This window comes from Halorubrum depositum, from assembly GCF_007671725.1.
In the GTDB taxonomy this organism is placed as follows: Archaea; Halobacteriota; Halobacteria; order Halobacteriales; family Haloferacaceae; genus Halorubrum; species Halorubrum depositum.
This window is the reverse complement of the sequence record NZ_VCNM01000002.1, coordinates 682,883-699,203: the sequence shown is the minus strand read 5'-3', so window position 1 is coordinate 699,203 and position 16,321 is coordinate 682,883. Positions and strand designations below refer to the sequence as shown.

Here is a 16,321-nt window from a genome sequence, read left to right as displayed (position 1 = left end):
CGGGACCCGTGCTCGAAACGCGGTCGGTTTCGACCGGCCGCCATACGTGCCGCGGCCGAGAGCTTCATACTCTGCCGCGGGCCTCCTTCTTCGCATGCACGAGCGCGCGGCGGAGTTCGCGGCACGGGCGCGGGACCGATACGGCGTCGACCTCGACGTGTTGGAGTTCGACGCCGGCACGGAGACGGCGGCCGCGGCGGCCGACGCCGTCGGCTGCGACACCGCGGCGATCGCCTCCACGATCGTGGTGTCGCTCTCGGGCGAGGACGTCGCGGTCGACGGCGTCGCCGAGAGCGAGGGGAGCGCCGAGAGCGAAGCGATTGCCGACGCCGACGGGGGTTCCCTCGTCGCCGCGATCACCAGCGGCGCGAACCGGCTGGACCTGGACGCGGTCGCGGCTCACTTCGAGGCCGACGACGCCGCGATGGCGGACCCGGCGCGCATCCGTGAGGTGGTCGGCTGGAGCATCGGTGGCGTGCCGCCGCTGTGTCACGACGCCGCGCTCCCGACCGTCTTCGACCCGACGCTCGCCGGGTACGACACGGTTTACGGCGCAGCCGGGACGCCGAGCGCGGTGTTCGCGGTCGACCCCGATCGGCTCGCGTCGCTCGCGGAGGCGACGACCGTCGATCTCACGGAGTGAGCGGGACGGCGGCGTTCCCGCCGATAGCGGTCGGTGACCGCCCCGCCGTTGTTAATCGGCCCCGCTCTCTGGCCCTCAGTTATTAACTTAGGGTTGTGAAGTAACAATACTTTTCTATTAACGGGCGTTACGGATCGGTATGACTCACTCACGCCGGTCGGTGCTGAAGCGCGGGGGGGGCCTGCTGGCCGCCGGGGCGGCGACCTCGCTCGCCGGCTGTTCGGGCGCCGCGGACCAGGGGTCCGCCGGATTCGACGGCGGGTACGCCGCCTTCTTCACGCTCAACGACTGGGCCAACGAGGTCGCGGGCGACCGCGCGAGCTTCGAGAGCCCGGTCGAGGTCGGTCGGCTCGGACACGGTTGGACGCCCGACGGGAACCTCGCCGCAGACGTCGCCTCGACCGACGCGTTCGTCTACCTCGACAGCCCCGAGTTCGCGTGGGCGCAGGACCTCGCCGCGACGCTCGAGGCCGACTACGACTCCGTCGCCGTTATCGACGCGCTCGCCGACGTCGAGGGCGACCTCCTCGACTGGGACCACTCGCACGAAGGCGAGGACGGACACGAGGAGGAAAACCACGACGGCGAAGAGAACCACGACGGCGACGAGGGAGGCCAGGACGACCGCCAGCACGACCCCCACGTCTGGGTCGACCCGGTGCTCGCGGCGCGGATGGTCGAGACCATCGCGACGGGACTCGGGGAGGCCGACCCCGACAACGCCGAGGCGTACGCCGACAACGCGGCCGCGTACGCCGAGGAGCTCGACGCGGTCGATTCTGCCTTCGCGTCGATAGCGGAGAGCGCCGAGCGCGACGTGGCCGTCATCGCGGGCCACAACTCCTTCCAGTACCTGGAGGCGCGCTACGGCTTCCGGCTCCACTCGCCGGTCGGCGTCTCGCCGCAGAACGAGCCGAGCCAGAGCGAGATCGCCGACACCATCGAACTGGTGAACGCCGAGGGGATCGACACGGTCCTCTACGACCGCTTCGAGTCGCCGCGGCTCGCCGAGACGGTCGTCGAGAACAGCGACGCCACGGAGACGATGCCCGTCAGCCCGGCCGGCGGGACCACAGAGGAGTGGAACGAGGCCGGCTACGGCTACCTCGAACAGATGACCGAGGTCAACGTCCCCGCGTTCGAGCGGGCGTTCGGGGCGCAGTGACCCGCCATCCCGACGGGGCGCCGCCGGCCGACTGCCCCGCCGTCGGCGACGGACTAAAAGAGCTAAACGTTCGGCCGACCCAGAGAGGAGACACGCAGTGACCGCGATCGTCGACCTCGACGGCGTGACGTTCGCCTACGGCGACACCGCCGCCGTGAGAGACGTCTCTCTGACGGTCGAGGCGGGCGATTTCCTCGGACTCGTCGGCCCCAACGGCTCGGGCAAGACGACCCTGCTCCACCTCATGCTCGGGCTCCACGAGCCCGACGAGGGGACCGTCGAGCTGTTCGGTCGCCCGGTCGACGAGTTCGACGACGGCGGCCGGATCGGCTACGTCTCGCAGCAGGCGACGAGCCGCGGCGGCGCGATGCCCGTCACGGTCCGCGAGTGCGTCACCATGGGCCGGTTCGCGCACGCCGGCCGCGGGCGGCTCTCCGAGGCCGACCGCGCCGCCGTCGCCGACGCCATCGAGACGGTCGGGATCGGCGACCTCGCCGACCGGCTCGTCACCGAGCTGTCCGGCGGGCAGAAGCAGCGCGCGTACATCGCGCGGGCCCTCGCGAGCGACGCGGACCTGCTCGCGCTCGACGAGCCGACCGTGGGGGTCGACGCCGAGTCGCGCGACGCCTTCTACGCCCTCTTGGACGAGCTGAACGACGACGGGATCACCATCATCCTCATCGAGCACGACATCGGCGTCGTCACCGACCGCGCGAACCGCATCGCCTGCATCAACACCGAGCTGTACCACCACGGCGACACCGAGTCGTTCGTCGAGAGCGACGCCCTCTCGGAGGCGTACGGCGCGACCGGACAGGTCGTCCACCACCACCACTGATGAGCGGGACCGAGACCGCGGACGGCGAGGGGGAGGCGAACCCGACCGCGGACGCGAGGCCCGAACGCGGGCTTCGACGGACCGCCGAGCTCGCCGCGCTCGGCCTCACGGCGGTCGTCGCGGTCGGGATGCTCGGGTTCCTCCTGCTGTACTGGGCGCAGGACCTCCCGGTCGCGAGCGACCTGTACGCCGGGTTCCGCGCGTTCGGGCGCGGTATGGACGCCGCGTTCGGGACGAACGTGTTCCGGCACCCGATCATGTGGCAGTCGATGGCGGTCGGCGTGCTCGTCGGCGTCGTCGCCCCGCTCGTCGGGTCGTTCCTCGTCCACCGGGAGATGGCGCTGATCGGCGAGACGCTGGCGCACACGGCGTTCGCGGGGGTCGCGATCGGGATCCTCGTCGACGCCTCGACCGGGTGGGGGAGCTCGCTGCTGCTCGTCGCGCTCGCCGTCGCGATCGCGGGGGCACTCGCGGTCCAGTGGCTCACCGAGCGCACCGACGCCTACGGGGACGTGCCGATCGCGATCATGCTCAGCGGGAGCTTCGCGGTCGGCACCCTCATCGTCAGCTACGGTCGCGGGCTGACCGCGATCAACATCGAGGGGTACCTGTTCGGGAACCTCGCGGTCGTCACGGCCGAGGGCGCGCGGCTGATGGGCGCGCTCTCTCTCGTCGTCGTCGCCGGCGTGGCGCTGACGTACAAGCAGCTCCTCTTCATCACCTTCGACGAGCAGGCGGCGCGGGTCGCCCAGCTCAACGTCACCGGCTACAACACGCTGCTCGTGGTGTTGACCGCGGTCGTCGTGGTCGGCGCGATGCAGGTGCTCGGCGTCATCCTCGTGGCCGCGATGTTAGTCGTCCCCGTCGCGGCCGCCTCGCAGGTCGCCCGGAGCTTCCGCGAGACGACGTACCTCGGCGTCATCTTCGGCCAGCTGTCGGTGCTCGGCGGCTTCGCCGTCTCGATCGGGCTCGGGCTCCCGTCCGGCGGCTCGATCGTGGTCACCGCGATCGCGGTGTACCTCGCGAGCATCGCCCTCTCCGGCTTCTCGGTGAAGGCCATCTCGGCGCACGGGTAGCCCCGGGGCGGGAAAGGCGGGAAGACCCGGCGCTCCGGTGTTCGGGACGCGCGTGCGTCAGCCGCGCGCGCTTTCCACAGACCCTTATGTCCCGACCGCGACCGAGACGTATGGGAGAGACGGAAACCTACACGATCACCGGTCCCGACGGTGACGAGGAGTCGTTCGAACTGCCCGCCGGTCTCGTCGACGTGCTCAGCGAGCAGGGCGAACAGCCCACCCGCGTCGTCAGCGACGTCGTGGTACAGGCGATGGCCCAGCAGGCGCACGTCATCGTCCACCACAGCGAGGGCGACGTGCCGGAGGACATCGCGGAGATGAACGAGACGGCCGCGGAGCTGTTCGAGGAGCGGTTCGGGCAGTCGCTCGAGGACGCGCTCGGTCACTCGCACTGAGACGCGGCGGCGTCTTTCGCCCTCGTTTTCCCCGGCGGCCGGCCGCTTAAGCCGCCGCGGGACGTATCGATCCTCATGAGTCACGACTCGGACGCGCCGGTGCTGATCTTCGACGGCGACTGTCCGTACTGCTCGGTCGCGGCCCTCGCGCTCCGCCGGCTGGACGGCGTCGTCGCGGTGCCGTGGGAGGCCGACCCGGTCGGCCCGTTCCTCGACGCGCAGTTCGGCTCGCGCCCGTTCGCGATGGTGCTCGTCGACCCCCGCGAGCGCCGGGTGTACGCCGGGCGCTCGGCCGCCGAGGAGCTCGCCGACCGCGCCGGCACCCCGGGGATCGTCGGCGGGCTCGTCCGCGACAACTACGACCGGATCGCCGACGTCGTCGGGACGCTGTCGGGCCGCGGCCGCGACCCCGCCGACGTCCACGAGACGTACCGGCTCACCGACGACGCGCGCGACCTCGTCGACGACCTCCGCCCCGCCGCGAGCGACCCGCCGGAGGCGCTGTCGTGAGCGGGGCCGGGGCTCCCGATCCCGACGACGGCGGCACCTACACCCTCCTCGTGGAGCTCGCTGATCCCGCCGTAATCGAGGTCGGCGCGCTCGGCGAGGCCCGCTTCGACGGGGGCGTCTACGCGTACACCGGCAGCGCGCTCGGCGCGGGCGGGTTCGCGCGCGTCGACCGTCACCGCCGGACCGCGCGCGGCGAACACGACGTCCGCCACTGGCACGTCGATCACCTCCTCGGTCACCCGGACGCCCGGATCGACCGCGTCGTCCGGAGCGTCGGCGCCGACGTCGAGTGCGCGGTCGCCGAGCGCCTCCGGGCGGGGCCGGTCGACGGGTTCGGCGCGTCCGACTGCGGCTGCCCGAGCCACCTCGCCGCCACCGAGGAGGGAGAGTCGCTCGGCGCGTTCGCCTCGCGAGTCAGGGGTGCGCACGAGGCGGCGGTCGCAGCCCACGAGGGGCTCGGTTCGTCGCACACGGCGCGGGTCGACGTCGTCGCCGGCGAGTAGGGGGCGTCGGTCAGAGGTCGTACCGCTCGACGATGTCGGTGAGCTGTTCGCGCCGGCCCTCGATCGCCTCCTCCCGCAGCGCCTCCTCTTCCGGCGTCGGACAGGTCAGCTCCGGGACGCTCGCGGGGGACCCCTCGTCGTCGAGCGCGACGAACGTGAAGTAGGAGGTCGTCGTGCGGCGCTGTTCGTCGGTCCTCGGGTTCTCCGCGCGCACGTCGACCTTCACGTCGAGGCTCGTGCGCCCGACGTTGAACACGTACCCCTCGATGACGGCGACCTCGCCCATCTCGATGGAGGAGATGAAGTCGACGTGGTCCATCGAGGCGGTGACCACCTGCCGGTTCGAGAAGCGCATCCCGGCGATGGCGCCGCAGATGTCCATCCAGTGGAGGACGGCGCCCCCGAGCGCCCGCCCGAGGTTGTTCGTGTCGTTCGGCAGCAGCATCTCGGTCATCTCCGTGTGCGATTCCGCGACGGTCGCCGTCTCGTCCATACCGGCGGTGGGGAGGCGGGCGACTTGAACCTCCGGCTCTCGGGCCGGCGGAGCGGGGTCCCACCGTCGGTGTGCGTCCCACGGCCGGCGCGCGCCCCGCGGTCAGGAGCCCTCCGGCGGGTCGTCGTCGAAGCGGACGGAGTCCGGGGAGCGGCCGGCCTCGTCGATCACCGCGTCGGAGACGACGACGGGGCAGTCGACCCGGACGGCGAGCGCGAGCGCGTCGGAGGGGCGCGCGTCGAAGACGAACCGCTCCGGCTCGCCGTTCTCGTACCGCTCCGCGTCGACCTTCGCGTAGAAGGTGCCGTCGCGGAGGTCGTCGACCCTGACGCGGTCGATCGCCCCGCCGAACTCGGTGAGGATGTCGACGAGCAGGTCGTGCGTCAGCGGCCGGTCGAACGGCTCGCCCTCCAACGCCAATCCGATCGACTGCGCCTGGTCGGCGCTGACGAAGATCGGGACGTACTCGTCTCGGACCGAGAGGATGACCGCCGGCACGTCGCCGCCCGGCGCGGAGCCCGCTCCGACCCCGACGACCTCGGCTTCGTGTTCCATACCGGACCGTGGTGGCGGCGGCATGAATAGCTGTCCCACGGGCGCGGCGCTTCCGCCCGCGCGGGCGGCCTTCAGGTCCGGGCTGTCCGGTACCAGTACGCCCACGCGACCGTGAACACGAGCGCCGCGCCGATGAAGAAGACGACGCCCGGTTCGAGCAGCGAGACGGCGTAGTCGGCGAGCGGGTCGACGACGTACTCGACCGTGCCGTCGACCGCCGCGTCGCCGCCGTCGGCGGCGGCGTCGGCTCCCCCGCCGTCACCCCCGGACTGCTCCGCGGTGACGCCGGCGTCTCCGCCCCCGTCTCCGGTCGTCGTCGTCACGCGGGCCGTCGGCCCCGCCACCGAGAGGAGGCGCTGGGCGACGGCGGCCGTCGCCGCGATGAGCGCGTACCCGCCGAGCAGCCGCATCAGCGCGCTCTTGATCCCGGCCGACTCCTCCTCGCCGCCGGCGAACAGCACGAGCGGCTCGTCGGCGGCGGCGTACACGTCCATCTCGCGGCCCTTCTCGGAGTAGGTCGTGTCGACGACGTCGACGAGGTCGGCCCCGTCGAGCTTCGCGAGGTGGTACTGCACGTTCTGGAGGGACGTGTCGACCTCGGCCGCGAGCTCCGACTTGGTCGCCGGCTCGTCGTGGAGGCGGGTGAGGATCTCGCGGGCGGTCTCGGAGCCGAGCGCCGCGATGAGGTCGTCCGCGTCCTCGTCGTCGACGCCCACGACCCGCGGCTCCCGGTCCTCGGGAGTCGCGTCGGGCAGGGAGGGCAACAGCCGCGACATGATCGCCTCTCCGCGCCGTGAGGATACAAATTTGTTGGATCGATTACGACCTCGTCGGCCCGATATCGACTCACAAACCCTAAACGCGGCGAGGGGGTACGTCCCGGCAATGACAGAGACGCCAGGGGGCTCCGACGGCGCGTCCGCGCCCCCGACGGCGAGCGACCCCGCGGCGACGTCGGACCCCGACGAGGGCGTCGGATCCGCCGGGAGCGACGGCGACGGGGACGCGCCCGGCTCCGTGACCGTCGTCGGCACCGCGCACGTCTCCGAGCGCTCGGTCGACGAGGTCGAGGAGGCGATCGAGCGCGAGCGCCCCGATGTCGTCGCCGTCGAGCTCGACGAGGGCCGATACCGCCAGCTGCAGGGCGAGACCCCCGACGACCTCGACGCGAGCGACCTCCTGCGCGGGAACACCGTCTTCCAGTTCCTCGCGTACTGGATGCTGTCGTACGTCCAGACCCAGCTCGGCGAGCGCTTCGACATCGAGCCGGGCGCGGACATGCGCGCGGCCATCGACGTCGCCGAGGGGCTCGGGATCGACGTCGCCCTCGTCGACCGGGACATCCAGACGACGATCCAGCGCTTCTGGGCACGGATGACGGTCACGGAGAAGCTCCGGATGGTCGGCGGGCTCGCGTTCGGCGTCACCGACTCGCGGGTCGTCGGCGTGCTCGCGGGGCTGTTCGTCGGGATCCTCGCGGGGCCGGCGATCGGCCTGTTCGGCGGGGCCTTCGGCGTGACCACCGCCCTGCTGACCAGCGTGACCGGCGGCGTGTTGGTCGCCGTCGCGGTCGGGATCGCCGTCGATCAGGTCGGGAAGCTCGCGCTCTCGCCGGACGGCCGGCTCTACGCGGCGAGCGGGCTCGGCGTCGCCGCCGGGGTCGCCGCGGCGGCCTCCGGCGTCGCGAACGGGCTCGTCTCGACGTACCTCGGCGGCTTCGCCGTGACGGCGATCGGCAGTCTCGGCCTCGGGATCTCGCTCGGTCTGACGCTCGGCGTCGTCGTGGCGGCGCTGCTCGGACTGGTCGACGGCGGGGGAGAGCCGGAGCACGGCGGCATCGAGGAGCTCGGCGTCGAGGAGCTCACCGACACCGACGTGGTGACGATGATGATGGAGGAGTTCCGCCAGTTCTCGCCGGGCGGCGCCGAGGCGCTCATCGACGAGCGGGACGCGTTCATCGCCCACCGCCTCGTCGCACTCCGAGAGGCCGGCAGGGACGTCGTCGCCGTCGTCGGCGCGGGCCACCGCGAGGGGATCGAGGGGTACCTCGCCGCCCCCGAGACGCTTCCCCCCATGGAGAGCCTCGTCGGCCGCGAGCGGGGCGGCGGCGGGCTGCCGTGGAAGAAGGCGATCGGCTACGCGATCACCGTCGGCTTCGTCGGATTCTTCGTCCTGCTCGCGCTGGCGGGCGTCGAGAACGCGTTCCTGCTCCGGGTGTTCGGCGCGTGGTTCCTCATCAACGGGGTCTTCGCGTTCGCGTTCGCGAAGGTCGCCGGCGCGCGGTGGACCTCCGCGGGCGTCGGCGGCGCCGTCGCGTGGATGACCTCGATCAACCCGGTGCTCGCGCCCGGCTGGTTCACCGGCTACGTCGAGCTCCGACACATCACCGTGAACGTCGGCGACATCGGCACGCTCAACGAGCTGCTCTCGGACGAGACGCTGTCGCCCTCCGCGCTGGTCTCCCGGATGCTCGACGTCCCCCTGTTCAAGCTCATCGTCGTCGTCGCGATGACGAACGTCGGCAGCATCGTCGCGAGCTTCCTGTTCGCCGTCTACGTGATCCCGGCGATGTTCGGCGCCGAAGTCGGCGGCGTCGACGAGGTGGGGCGGCTCCTGATCGACGGCGCGTACGCCGGCGCGGAGCTGATCCGGAACGCCCTCACGGGCGGGGGTGGCGCGTGACCCGACACACGCGCGGGGGACGAGCGTGAGCTCGGCGTTCAAAGGGCGCCGGATCGCCGGCCTCTACTTCAGCGGCACGGAGCTGCGCGACCTGCTCGTGGCGTGGCTCGCGCTCGGCGTCGCGTTCACGTTCTTCTTCGTCAACGGCACCGCCGGCTTCGACCGGCTGCTCGCGGCGGGGGTGATCCCGCCGCTGCTCGTCGGCCTGCTCACCGCCGGGGTGGCGTTCCTCCTCCACGAGATCGCGCACAAGGTCGTCGCGGTCCGGTACGACCAGGTGGCCGAGTTCCGGGCCGACAACAGCATGCTGTTCCTGGCCGTGATGAGCTCGCTGCTCGGCTTCATCTTCGCCGCGCCCGGCGCGGTCCATCACCGCGGTCGGCTGACCCCGCGGGAACACGGCCACATCGCGCTCGCCGGGCCGGTCGTCAACCTGCTTCTCACCGTCGTCTTCCTCCCGGCGCTCCTGCTCGGTCCGGTCGTCGGTAGCCCCGTGATCACCCTGATCGGCTCCCGCGGGATCGCGATCAACGTCTTCCTCGCCGCCTTCAACCTGATCCCGTACGGCCCGCTCGACGGGAAGACCGTGTTCGACTGGAGCAAGGCGGCGTGGGCCGGCTTCTTCGTCGTCTCCGTGGTTCTCACGGTCGGGCTCGTCTTCGTGGGCGGGCTCGGCTTCGGCGGGCCGTTCTGAGTCGCCGTCGGTCCGCCCTCGACCGCCCGGCGGGAACGGTGCGCTTTTGCTCCGCGGGCGTCCCTCGACACACATGACCGAGGGCGACGGCGGCGAGACGGGGGAGAGCGACGATGGAGCGGCGAGCGAGGGCGGCGACGAACTCACCTACGCCGACGCGGGCGTCGACATCGACGCGAGCGAGGCGGCGACCGCGGCGCTGATCGGCGCGGTCGGCGAGGCCGAGGGCGACTACGCCGGCCTCCTCGACATCGGCGACCGGTACCTCGCGCTCGCGACCGACGGCGTCGGGACGAAACTGCTCGTCGCAGAGGCGCTCGGCGACTACTCGACGGTCGGCATCGACTGCATCGCGATGAACGTCAACGACCTCGTCGCCGCCGGGGTCCGCCCCGTCGCCTTCGTCGACTACCTCGCGGTCGACGAGCCCGACGAGCGGTTCGCCGAACAGGTCGGCGACGGGCTCGCCCGCGGCGCCGAGCTCGCCGACATGGAGCTCGTCGGCGGCGAGACGGCGGTGATGCCGGACGTCATCAACGGGCTCGATCTGGCGGGCACCTGCGCCGGCCTCGCCGCCAAAGACGCCGTCTTCGACGGCGCGGCCGAACCGGGCGACGCGCTGGTCGGCTGGCGCTCCTCGGGGATCCACTCGAACGGGCTCACGCTCGCCCGCGAGGCGGCCACCCGAGACCACGCGTACGCGGACCCCTGCCCGTTCGAGGGGTACGAGACGGTCGGCGACGCCCTCCTGGAGCCGACCCGGATCTACACCGACCTGCTCGATCCCATGCGCGAGCGCGGGGTGCGCGGCGCGGCCCACGTCACCGGCGGCGGCTGGACGAACCTGACGCGGCTCGGCGACCACCGGTACGTCGTCGACGACGCGTTCGACCCCCAGCCCGTCTTCGAGTTCGTGCAGGCCGAGGGGAACGTCCCCGACGAGGAGATGTACCGCACGTTCAACATGGGCACCGGCTTCGTGGCCGCGCTCGATCCCGAGTCGGCCGAGTCGCTGGCGGCCGAGACCGGCGGGCGCGTGATCGGGCGGGTGGAGGAGGCCGACCCGACGGCGGCAGGCGACGGCGACGACGCCGAGGCGGGAACCGTCTCGATCCGCGGACTGGAGCTGTAGGCGCGCGACACAAAAGTAATTATTGCCGGAAAACCGGAACACCGGCCCGATTTACTCGCGAACGCCACCTTTTGATCGAGGGGCGCGTAGCCCCGATCGATGACGGACCGATCCGAGTCGGCCGAGACGGACGTCGCCGAGGCCGGCGACGCGAGCGGGGAACTCGGCGGTGAGGAGGCCGAGGAGCACGACGCCGACGACTCGGGTCACCTCGCCGACGTCGAGGACGGCGCGGGCTGTACGGAGATATGGGAGCGCCTCTCGGAGCGGCGCGAGGCGGAGCGGAGCGAGGCGGAAACTGACGAGACGCGGCGGCGGGAGTAGCCCGCTACGAGAGGTGCGCGGCGATGTCCGCCTCGGTGATGATCCCGACCGTCTCCCCGCCGTCGGTGACCATCACGGCCTTGTAGTGGTCGAGCAGGTTCCGGACCTCGTCGACGGTCGCGCTCGGCGCGACCGTGGGGAACGACTCGCTCATCACCTCGCTGACGGGGTGGTCGCCGACGTTTTCTCCCGCGTGGACCACGTCGCCCTGACTGATCGAGCCGACGGGCACCCCGTTCTGGAGGACCGGGAGCTGCGAGTACGCCTCCTCCTCCATCAGGTCGACCGCCTCGCGCACCGCGTCGTCGGGCGCGACGCTGATCACCGTCTCGTTCATCAGGTCGCTCGCGCGCACGACCTCGCCCTCCGCCTCCTGGAGCGCGTTGACGATCCGCCGGAGCGTCGAGAGCCGCGGGTCGACGTCGCCGCCCTCGATCCGGGCGATCAGGGGCTGGGAGACGTCCGCGGCGTCCGCCAGCTCGCTCTGGGTCAGCTCCAGCGTCGTCCGCCGCTCGCGGAGGTCCTGTGGCGTCGGGAGTTCCATGCGCCAAATAACTCCGGGTTATTAGAAAAGCTTTCGGCGGCGACCGATATCGCGGGGGCGGTCGCGCACGCGCCGATCGGCCCCGAGGCGCTCGCCCCTCGTCGCGGGGCGTTACTCGTCGCCGTCGTCGTCCTCGTCGCCCTCCGTCTCGATGATCTCGATGACTTCCAGGGGAACGTCGCGCAGCGCGCCGCCGACCTCGCTCTTCGCGATCCGCTCCGCGTGCTCCTCGCTGTCGGCGTTGAAGATGTCGATCTCGAGGAGGAGCCCGACGAGGGCCGTGTTCGCGGCGAGGAACGCGGCGTCGAACGGCTCGCCGCAGGCCGGACAGCCGGTGACGCCGGGTTCGACCTCGACGTACTGCTTGTCCGTCTCGTTGAGTCGCTTTCCGGCTTCGCTGACCGCGACGCCGATGGCGTCGTCGGTCTCCTCGACGTCACGGACCAACCAGGCGGCTTCCATCGCGACTTCGTAGTTGCTCATAGCCGCACGGACGGGCCGCAGGGTTTCCTTTCTTGTGGTTCGCCCGCGGTCGCCGTGCGAGAGCGTGTCTCGCGGAGGGCTACGTCTCCCAGGACTATAGCCGGTCGACGATCGCAGCAGTAATCTCGTCGGTCGTCGCGTCGCCGCCGAGGTCGCCGGTGCGGGGCCCGTTGGAGAGCACGCCCTCCACGGCGTCGCGCACCCGTCCGCCCTCCTCGACGTAGCCGAGGTACTCCAGCAGCATGGCGGCCGACAGGATCGCCGCCGTCGGGTTCGCGACCCCCTGCCCGGCGATGTCGGGCGCGGTGCCGTGGACCGGCTCGAACAGCGCGTTGTCGTGGCCGACGTTCGCCGACGGGAGCAGACCGAGCCCGCCGACGAGCCCGGCCGCTAAATCCGAGAGCACGTCGCCGGCGAGGTTCGGACAGACGATCACGCCGTACTGCGTCGGGTCGAGCGGGAGCTTCGTCGCGAACGCGTCCATCAGCTCCTCGTCGGCGTCGACGCCGCGCTCGTCGGCCACCGCGAGCATCTCCTCGCGGAACCGGCCGTCCGTCTCGCGCATCACGTTCGCCTTGTGCGCGACCGTGAACCCGTCCTCCGGGCCGCCGGCGGGGCCGCGCCCGTCGGCGACAAACTCGCAGGCGTACTCCGCCAGCTCCCGGGAGGCCGAGGAGGTGACCACCCGCGTCAGCGTCGAGAGGTCCTCGGAGAGCCGGTCCTCGTGGCCCGAGTAGACGCCCTCGGTGTTCTCGCGTAAGAAGACGACGTCCGTCTCAGGCCGGAGCGCGTCGACGCCGGGGTACGCCTTCGCCGGTCGGACGTTGACGAACGAGTCGACGGCGTCCCGGAGCGGGAGGATGACGTCGGCGGCGGTCTCGCCGGCCGCGCCGAACAGCGTCGCGTCCGCGCCCGCGGCGAGCTCGTACGTCTCCGCCGGAAGCGCCTCGCCGGTCGCCTCCTTGGTCGCGTCGCCGGCCTCGCCCCGGACGAACTCGAAGCCGAGGTCGAACGCCTCCAACACCTCGAGGGCCGCGGGGACGACCTCCCGGCCGATCCCGTCGCCCTCGATGACGGCGACCTCGTGGCTCACGCCTCGTCCCCCGGAATGTCCGCTTCCGGAACGTAGGGGAGCGACCGGGCGGTCTCGCGGACCGCGCCCGCGTTCGCGCCCATCAGCGCCGTGGTGTCCCAGACGCCCTCGACGAGGGCCTTCCGCTGGGCGTCGTGGACCGTCGCGTCGATCACGGTGTCGTCGTACGTGATCGTCTCCGCGGCCACGTCGATGTCGACCTCCGCGTCGGGGTTCGCCTCGACGTAGTCCTGGAGCGCCTCGATCGACTCCTGGTCGGCGGTGACCGTCGGGATGCCGAGCGCGAGGCAGTTGCCCGCGAAGATCTCCGCGAACGACTCGCCGACGACGGCGTCGATCCCCCAGCGCATCAGCGCCTGCGGCGCGTGCTCGCGCGAGGAGCCGCAGCCGAAGTTGGCGTTGACCACTAAGACGTTCGCGCCCTGGTACTTCTCCTCGTTAAAGGGGTGCTCTTTCTCGTTGTCGTCGTCGTCGAACCGCTGGTCGAAGAAGGCGAACTGCCCCAGCCCGTCGAAGGTGACGACCTTCAGGAACCGCGCCGGGATGATCTGGTCGGTGTCGACGTCGTTCCCGCGGACGGGGATCCCCGTCCCCTTGACCTCGGTGACCTTCTCCGCCGGCGCCTCGCCGTCGCTGAACTCGGGGGAGCTCATACGGTCGCCACCTCCTCCATCTCGCGGACGTCGGTGACCACGCCGGTCACCGCCGCGGCCGCGACCATGATCGGACTCATCAGCACGGTCCGGCCCTCTTTCGACCCCTGTCGGCCGACGAAGTTCCGGTTCGAGGAGGACGCGCTCGCCTCGTCGCCCACCAGCTGATCGTCGTTCATGCCGAGACACATCGAGCAGCCGGGCTCGCGCCAGTCGAAGCCAGCCTCGGTGAAGATCTCGTCTAACCCCTCCGCCTCGGCGGCGTCGCGGACGCGCTGACTGCCGGGCACGACCATCGCGCGCACGTCGTCGTCGACCTCGCGGCCCTCGACGAACGCCGCGGCCTCGCGGAGGTCCTTCAGGCGCGCGTTCGTACACGATCCGAGGAACGCCACGTCGATCTCGTACCCCTCCATCGTGTCGCCCGGCTCGACGCGCATGTGCTTTTGGGCGCGGCGGGCGGTGTCGCGGTCCTCCTCGGGGAGGTCGTCCGGGTCGGGGATCGGCTCGGTGATGCCCGCGGTCTGTCCGGGCGTGGTCCCCCACGTCACGGTCGGCTCGATCGCCGACCCGTCGATGGTGACGACGTCGTCGTACTCGGCGTCGTCGTCGGTCCGGATCGACTCCCAGTAGGGCTTCAGCCGCTCGAACTTCTCCGGATCGTCTTTGAACGCGTCCGTCTCCCGGAGCCACTCGTAGGTGGTCTCGTCGGGGTTGACGTACCCCGCGCGGGCGCCGCCCTCGATGGACATGTTACAGATGGACATCCGTCCCTCCATGCCGAGACTCTCGATGGCCTCGCCGCCGTACTCGTAGACGTGGCCGACGCCGCCGTCGGTCCCGAGCTTCCCGATGATCGTCAGGATAATGTCCTTCGCGGTGACGCCCTCGCCGAGCTCGCCGGTGACCTCGATCCGGCGGACCTTCTGTTTCTCCATGGCGACGCAGCCCGTCGCCAGCACGTCGCGAATCTGCGAGGTGCCGATGCCGAACGCCAGCGCGCCGAACGCGCCGTGCGTCGAGGTGTGTGAGTCGCCGCAGACGATCGTCATGCCGGGCTGGGTGAGCCCCTGCTCCGGTCCGATGACGTGGACGATCCCCTGGTTCCCCGAGTCGGGGTCCGAGAAGTCGATGCCGGACCCGCGGAGGTTCTCCTCGAGCTCCGACATCATGGTCTCGGCCGCCTCGTCTTTGAACGGTCGGTCGCGGTTGCCGGTCGGCACGATGTGGTCGACCGTCGCGTGCGTGCGCTCCGGGAACGCGACCTCCTTCCCGCGCTCTTTCAGCATCCCGAACGCCTGCGGGCTGGTGACCTCGTGGACGAGGTGGAGCCCGACGAACAGCTGGTCCTGTCCGGTCGGCAGCTCCGTCACCTTGTGGCGGTCCCACACCTTGTCGTACAGGGTCCCCTCGCTCATCGGGGATCACCCGTGCGGGGTGCGGTCGCCGTCGCCCCGTTCGCGTCGCCGCGGGCGCCCATCAGGCCGTCACCTCGGTCGACTCCTCTTCCTCCTCGCCCTCCTCCTGCCACGCGAACAGGCCGCGAAGCTCTTCGCCGACGGCCTCGATCTCGTGGTTCTTCTCCGCGTTGCGGAGCTGGGTGTACGCCGGCCGGCCGGCCTGGTTCTCGGAGATCCACTCGCGGGCGAAGGTGCCGTTCTGGACGCCCTCGAGGACCTCCTCCATGTTCGCGCGGACCTGGTCGTCGATGATCTCGTCGCCCCGGGTGAGCCCCCCGTACTCCGCGGTGTGCGAGACGGAGTCCCACATGGCGCCGAGCCCGCCCTCGTACATCAGGTCGACGATGAGCTTCATCTCGTTCATGCACTCGAAGTACGCCATCTCGGGGGAGTACCCCGCCTCGACGAGCGTCTCGTACCCCTGCTTGATCAGCGAGGCGATGCCGCCGCAGAGGACGGCCTGTTCGCCGAACAGGTCGGTCTCGGTCTCCTCCCGGAAGCTCGTCTCGACGACGCCGGCGCGGGTGCAGCCGATCGCGGCCGCGTACGCGAGCGCCTCGTCGTGGGCCTCGCCCGTGGCGTCCTGGTACACCGCCAGCAGCCCCGGCGTCCCCTGGTCGTTCTCGTAGTTCCGGCGGACGATGTGACCCGGCGACTTCGGCGCGATCATCGTCACGTCGACGTCCTCGGGCGGCTGGATCTGGTTGTAGTGGATGTTGAACCCGTGCGCGAACTGGAGCGTGTCGCCGGGCTCTAAGTTCGGCTCGATCGACTCCTCGTACACGTCCGACTGGACCGTGTCGGGGAGGAGGACGCTCACGATGTCGGCGGCCTCGGCGGCCGCGGCGGGCGTCGCCACCTCGAGCCCGTCGCTCTCGGCGGCCGCCCGCGAGGAGCTGTCCTCGCGGAGACCGACGATCACGTCGATCCCGCTCTCGTGGAGGTTCTGGGCGTGCGCGTGCCCCTGGGAGCCGTAGCCGAGCACGGCCACGACCTTCTGGGCGATCGCTTCGCCGTCCGCGTCTTCGTCGTAGTATACGTTGGATTCGACCGTCTGCATGTCGTTGTCGCTCATTGT

The 16,321-nt window shown here is 71.1% G+C and carries 20 protein-coding genes; 11 read left to right on the top strand and 9 right to left on the bottom strand.

Annotation, left to right across the window (positions count from 1 at the left end; all coding sequences use genetic code 11):
* The first annotated feature begins 94 nt into the window (after window positions 1–94).
* The 7 genes from FGM06_RS10980 (at window position 95) to FGM06_RS10950 (ending at window position 5,130) form a co-directional block, all read left to right on the top strand.
* Complete coding sequence (locus tag FGM06_RS10980; RefSeq protein WP_144799291.1) at window positions 95–643, top strand: YbaK/EbsC family protein; 549 nt, start codon at window positions 95–97, stop codon at window positions 641–643.
* A gap of 139 nt (window positions 644–782) precedes the next feature.
* Window positions 783–1,808, top strand: a complete 1,026-nt coding sequence (locus FGM06_RS10975) for a metal ABC transporter substrate-binding protein (protein ID WP_144799290.1) — start codon at window positions 783–785, stop codon at window positions 1,806–1,808.
* Between the two features lie 97 nt (window positions 1,809–1,905).
* Window positions 1,906–2,646: a metal ABC transporter ATP-binding protein gene (locus FGM06_RS10970; protein ID WP_144799289.1), complete on the top strand. Its 741-nt coding sequence runs from the start codon at window positions 1,906–1,908 to the stop codon at window positions 2,644–2,646.
* Entirely contained in the window at window positions 2,646–3,722 is a 1,077-nt protein-coding gene (locus FGM06_RS10965; RefSeq protein ID WP_144799288.1) for a metal ABC transporter permease, read from the top strand. Before FGM06_RS10970 ends, FGM06_RS10965 begins: the two co-directional genes overlap by 1 nt.
* A 110-nt stretch (window positions 3,723–3,832) precedes the next feature.
* Complete coding sequence (locus tag FGM06_RS10960; protein WP_144799287.1) at window positions 3,833–4,117, top strand: DUF7545 family protein; 285 nt, start codon at window positions 3,833–3,835, stop codon at window positions 4,115–4,117.
* Window positions 4,118–4,192: 75 nt separating this feature from the next.
* Window positions 4,193–4,627 carry a thiol-disulfide oxidoreductase DCC family protein gene (locus FGM06_RS10955; RefSeq protein ID WP_144799286.1) on the top strand — a complete coding sequence of 145 codons (435 nt, stop codon included), beginning with the start codon at window positions 4,193–4,195 and terminating at the stop codon, window positions 4,625–4,627.
* Window positions 4,624–5,130 (top strand): GIY-YIG nuclease family protein, encoded by a 507-nt coding sequence (locus FGM06_RS10950; RefSeq protein ID WP_144799285.1) that lies wholly within the window; start codon window positions 4,624–4,626, stop codon window positions 5,128–5,130. Before FGM06_RS10955 ends, FGM06_RS10950 begins: the two co-directional genes overlap by 4 nt.
* Before the next feature lie 10 nt (window positions 5,131–5,140).
* Here FGM06_RS10950 and FGM06_RS10945 read toward each other — a convergent pair whose 3' ends face one another.
* The 3 genes from FGM06_RS10945 to FGM06_RS10935 form a co-directional block, all read right to left on the bottom strand.
* Complete coding sequence (locus FGM06_RS10945; RefSeq protein ID WP_144799284.1) at window positions 5,141–5,623, bottom strand: acyl-CoA thioesterase; 483 nt, start codon at window positions 5,621–5,623, stop codon at window positions 5,141–5,143.
* A gap of 102 nt (window positions 5,624–5,725) precedes the next feature.
* Entirely contained in the window at window positions 5,726–6,178 is a 453-nt protein-coding gene (locus FGM06_RS10940) for a bifunctional nuclease family protein (RefSeq protein ID WP_144799283.1), read from the bottom strand.
* Between the two features lie 71 nt (window positions 6,179–6,249).
* Entirely contained in the window at window positions 6,250–6,954 is a 705-nt protein-coding gene (locus tag FGM06_RS10935; protein WP_144799282.1) for an ArsR/SmtB family transcription factor, read from the bottom strand.
* Between the two features lie 109 nt (window positions 6,955–7,063).
* On the opposite strand from FGM06_RS10935, the gene FGM06_RS10930 reads away from it, so the two are divergent.
* The 4 genes from FGM06_RS10930 to FGM06_RS10915 all read left to right on the top strand — a co-directional run bounded on the left by FGM06_RS10930 (window position 7,064) and on the right by FGM06_RS10915 (window position 11,010).
* A complete protein-coding gene (locus FGM06_RS10930) occupies window positions 7,064–8,860 on the top strand; it encodes a TraB/GumN family protein (RefSeq protein ID WP_144799281.1) in 1,797 nt (598 codons plus the stop codon).
* A 25-nt stretch (window positions 8,861–8,885) separates the two neighbouring features.
* Window positions 8,886–9,554 carry a metalloprotease gene (locus tag FGM06_RS10925; protein ID WP_144799280.1) on the top strand — a complete coding sequence of 223 codons (669 nt, stop codon included), beginning with the start codon at window positions 8,886–8,888 and terminating at the stop codon, window positions 9,552–9,554.
* A 73-nt stretch (window positions 9,555–9,627) separates the two neighbouring features.
* Window positions 9,628–10,686, top strand: a complete 1,059-nt coding sequence (purM, locus tag FGM06_RS10920) for a phosphoribosylformylglycinamidine cyclo-ligase (protein WP_144799279.1) — start codon at window positions 9,628–9,630, stop codon at window positions 10,684–10,686.
* Window positions 10,687–10,785: 99 nt separating this feature from the next.
* Window positions 10,786–11,010 (top strand): hypothetical protein, encoded by a 225-nt coding sequence (locus FGM06_RS10915; protein WP_144799278.1) that lies wholly within the window; start codon window positions 10,786–10,788, stop codon window positions 11,008–11,010.
* Window positions 11,011–11,014: 4 nt separating this feature from the next.
* Here the strand turns inward: FGM06_RS10915 and FGM06_RS10910 are convergent, their stop codons facing one another.
* The 6 genes from FGM06_RS10910 to ilvC all read right to left on the bottom strand — a co-directional run bounded on the left by FGM06_RS10910 (window position 11,015) and on the right by ilvC (window position 16,318).
* Entirely contained in the window at window positions 11,015–11,554 is a 540-nt protein-coding gene (locus FGM06_RS10910) for a CBS domain-containing protein (RefSeq protein WP_092566987.1), read from the bottom strand.
* A gap of 111 nt (window positions 11,555–11,665) precedes the next feature.
* Entirely contained in the window at window positions 11,666–12,037 is a 372-nt protein-coding gene (locus FGM06_RS10905) for a DUF555 domain-containing protein (protein WP_144799277.1), read from the bottom strand.
* A gap of 94 nt (window positions 12,038–12,131) precedes the next feature.
* Window positions 12,132–13,130, bottom strand: coding sequence for an isocitrate/isopropylmalate family dehydrogenase (locus FGM06_RS10900; RefSeq protein ID WP_144799276.1), 999 nt, complete (start codon window positions 13,128–13,130; stop codon window positions 12,132–12,134).
* Window positions 13,127–13,783, bottom strand: a complete 657-nt coding sequence (gene leuD / locus FGM06_RS10895) for a 3-isopropylmalate dehydratase small subunit (RefSeq protein WP_144799275.1) — start codon at window positions 13,781–13,783, stop codon at window positions 13,127–13,129. The genes FGM06_RS10900 and leuD overlap by 4 nt, the downstream gene beginning before the upstream one ends.
* The gene (leuC, locus tag FGM06_RS10890) at window positions 13,780–15,201 is read right to left on the bottom strand and encodes a 3-isopropylmalate dehydratase large subunit (RefSeq protein ID WP_144799274.1); all 1,422 of its coding nucleotides are present in this window, start codon (window positions 15,199–15,201) and stop codon (window positions 13,780–13,782) included. The genes leuD and leuC overlap by 4 nt, the downstream gene beginning before the upstream one ends.
* 61 nt (window positions 15,202–15,262) lie before the next feature.
* The gene (gene ilvC, locus FGM06_RS10885) at window positions 15,263–16,318 is read right to left on the bottom strand and encodes a ketol-acid reductoisomerase (RefSeq protein WP_144799273.1); all 1,056 of its coding nucleotides are present in this window, start codon (window positions 16,316–16,318) and stop codon (window positions 15,263–15,265) included.
* Window positions 16,319–16,321 lie beyond the last annotated feature (3 nt).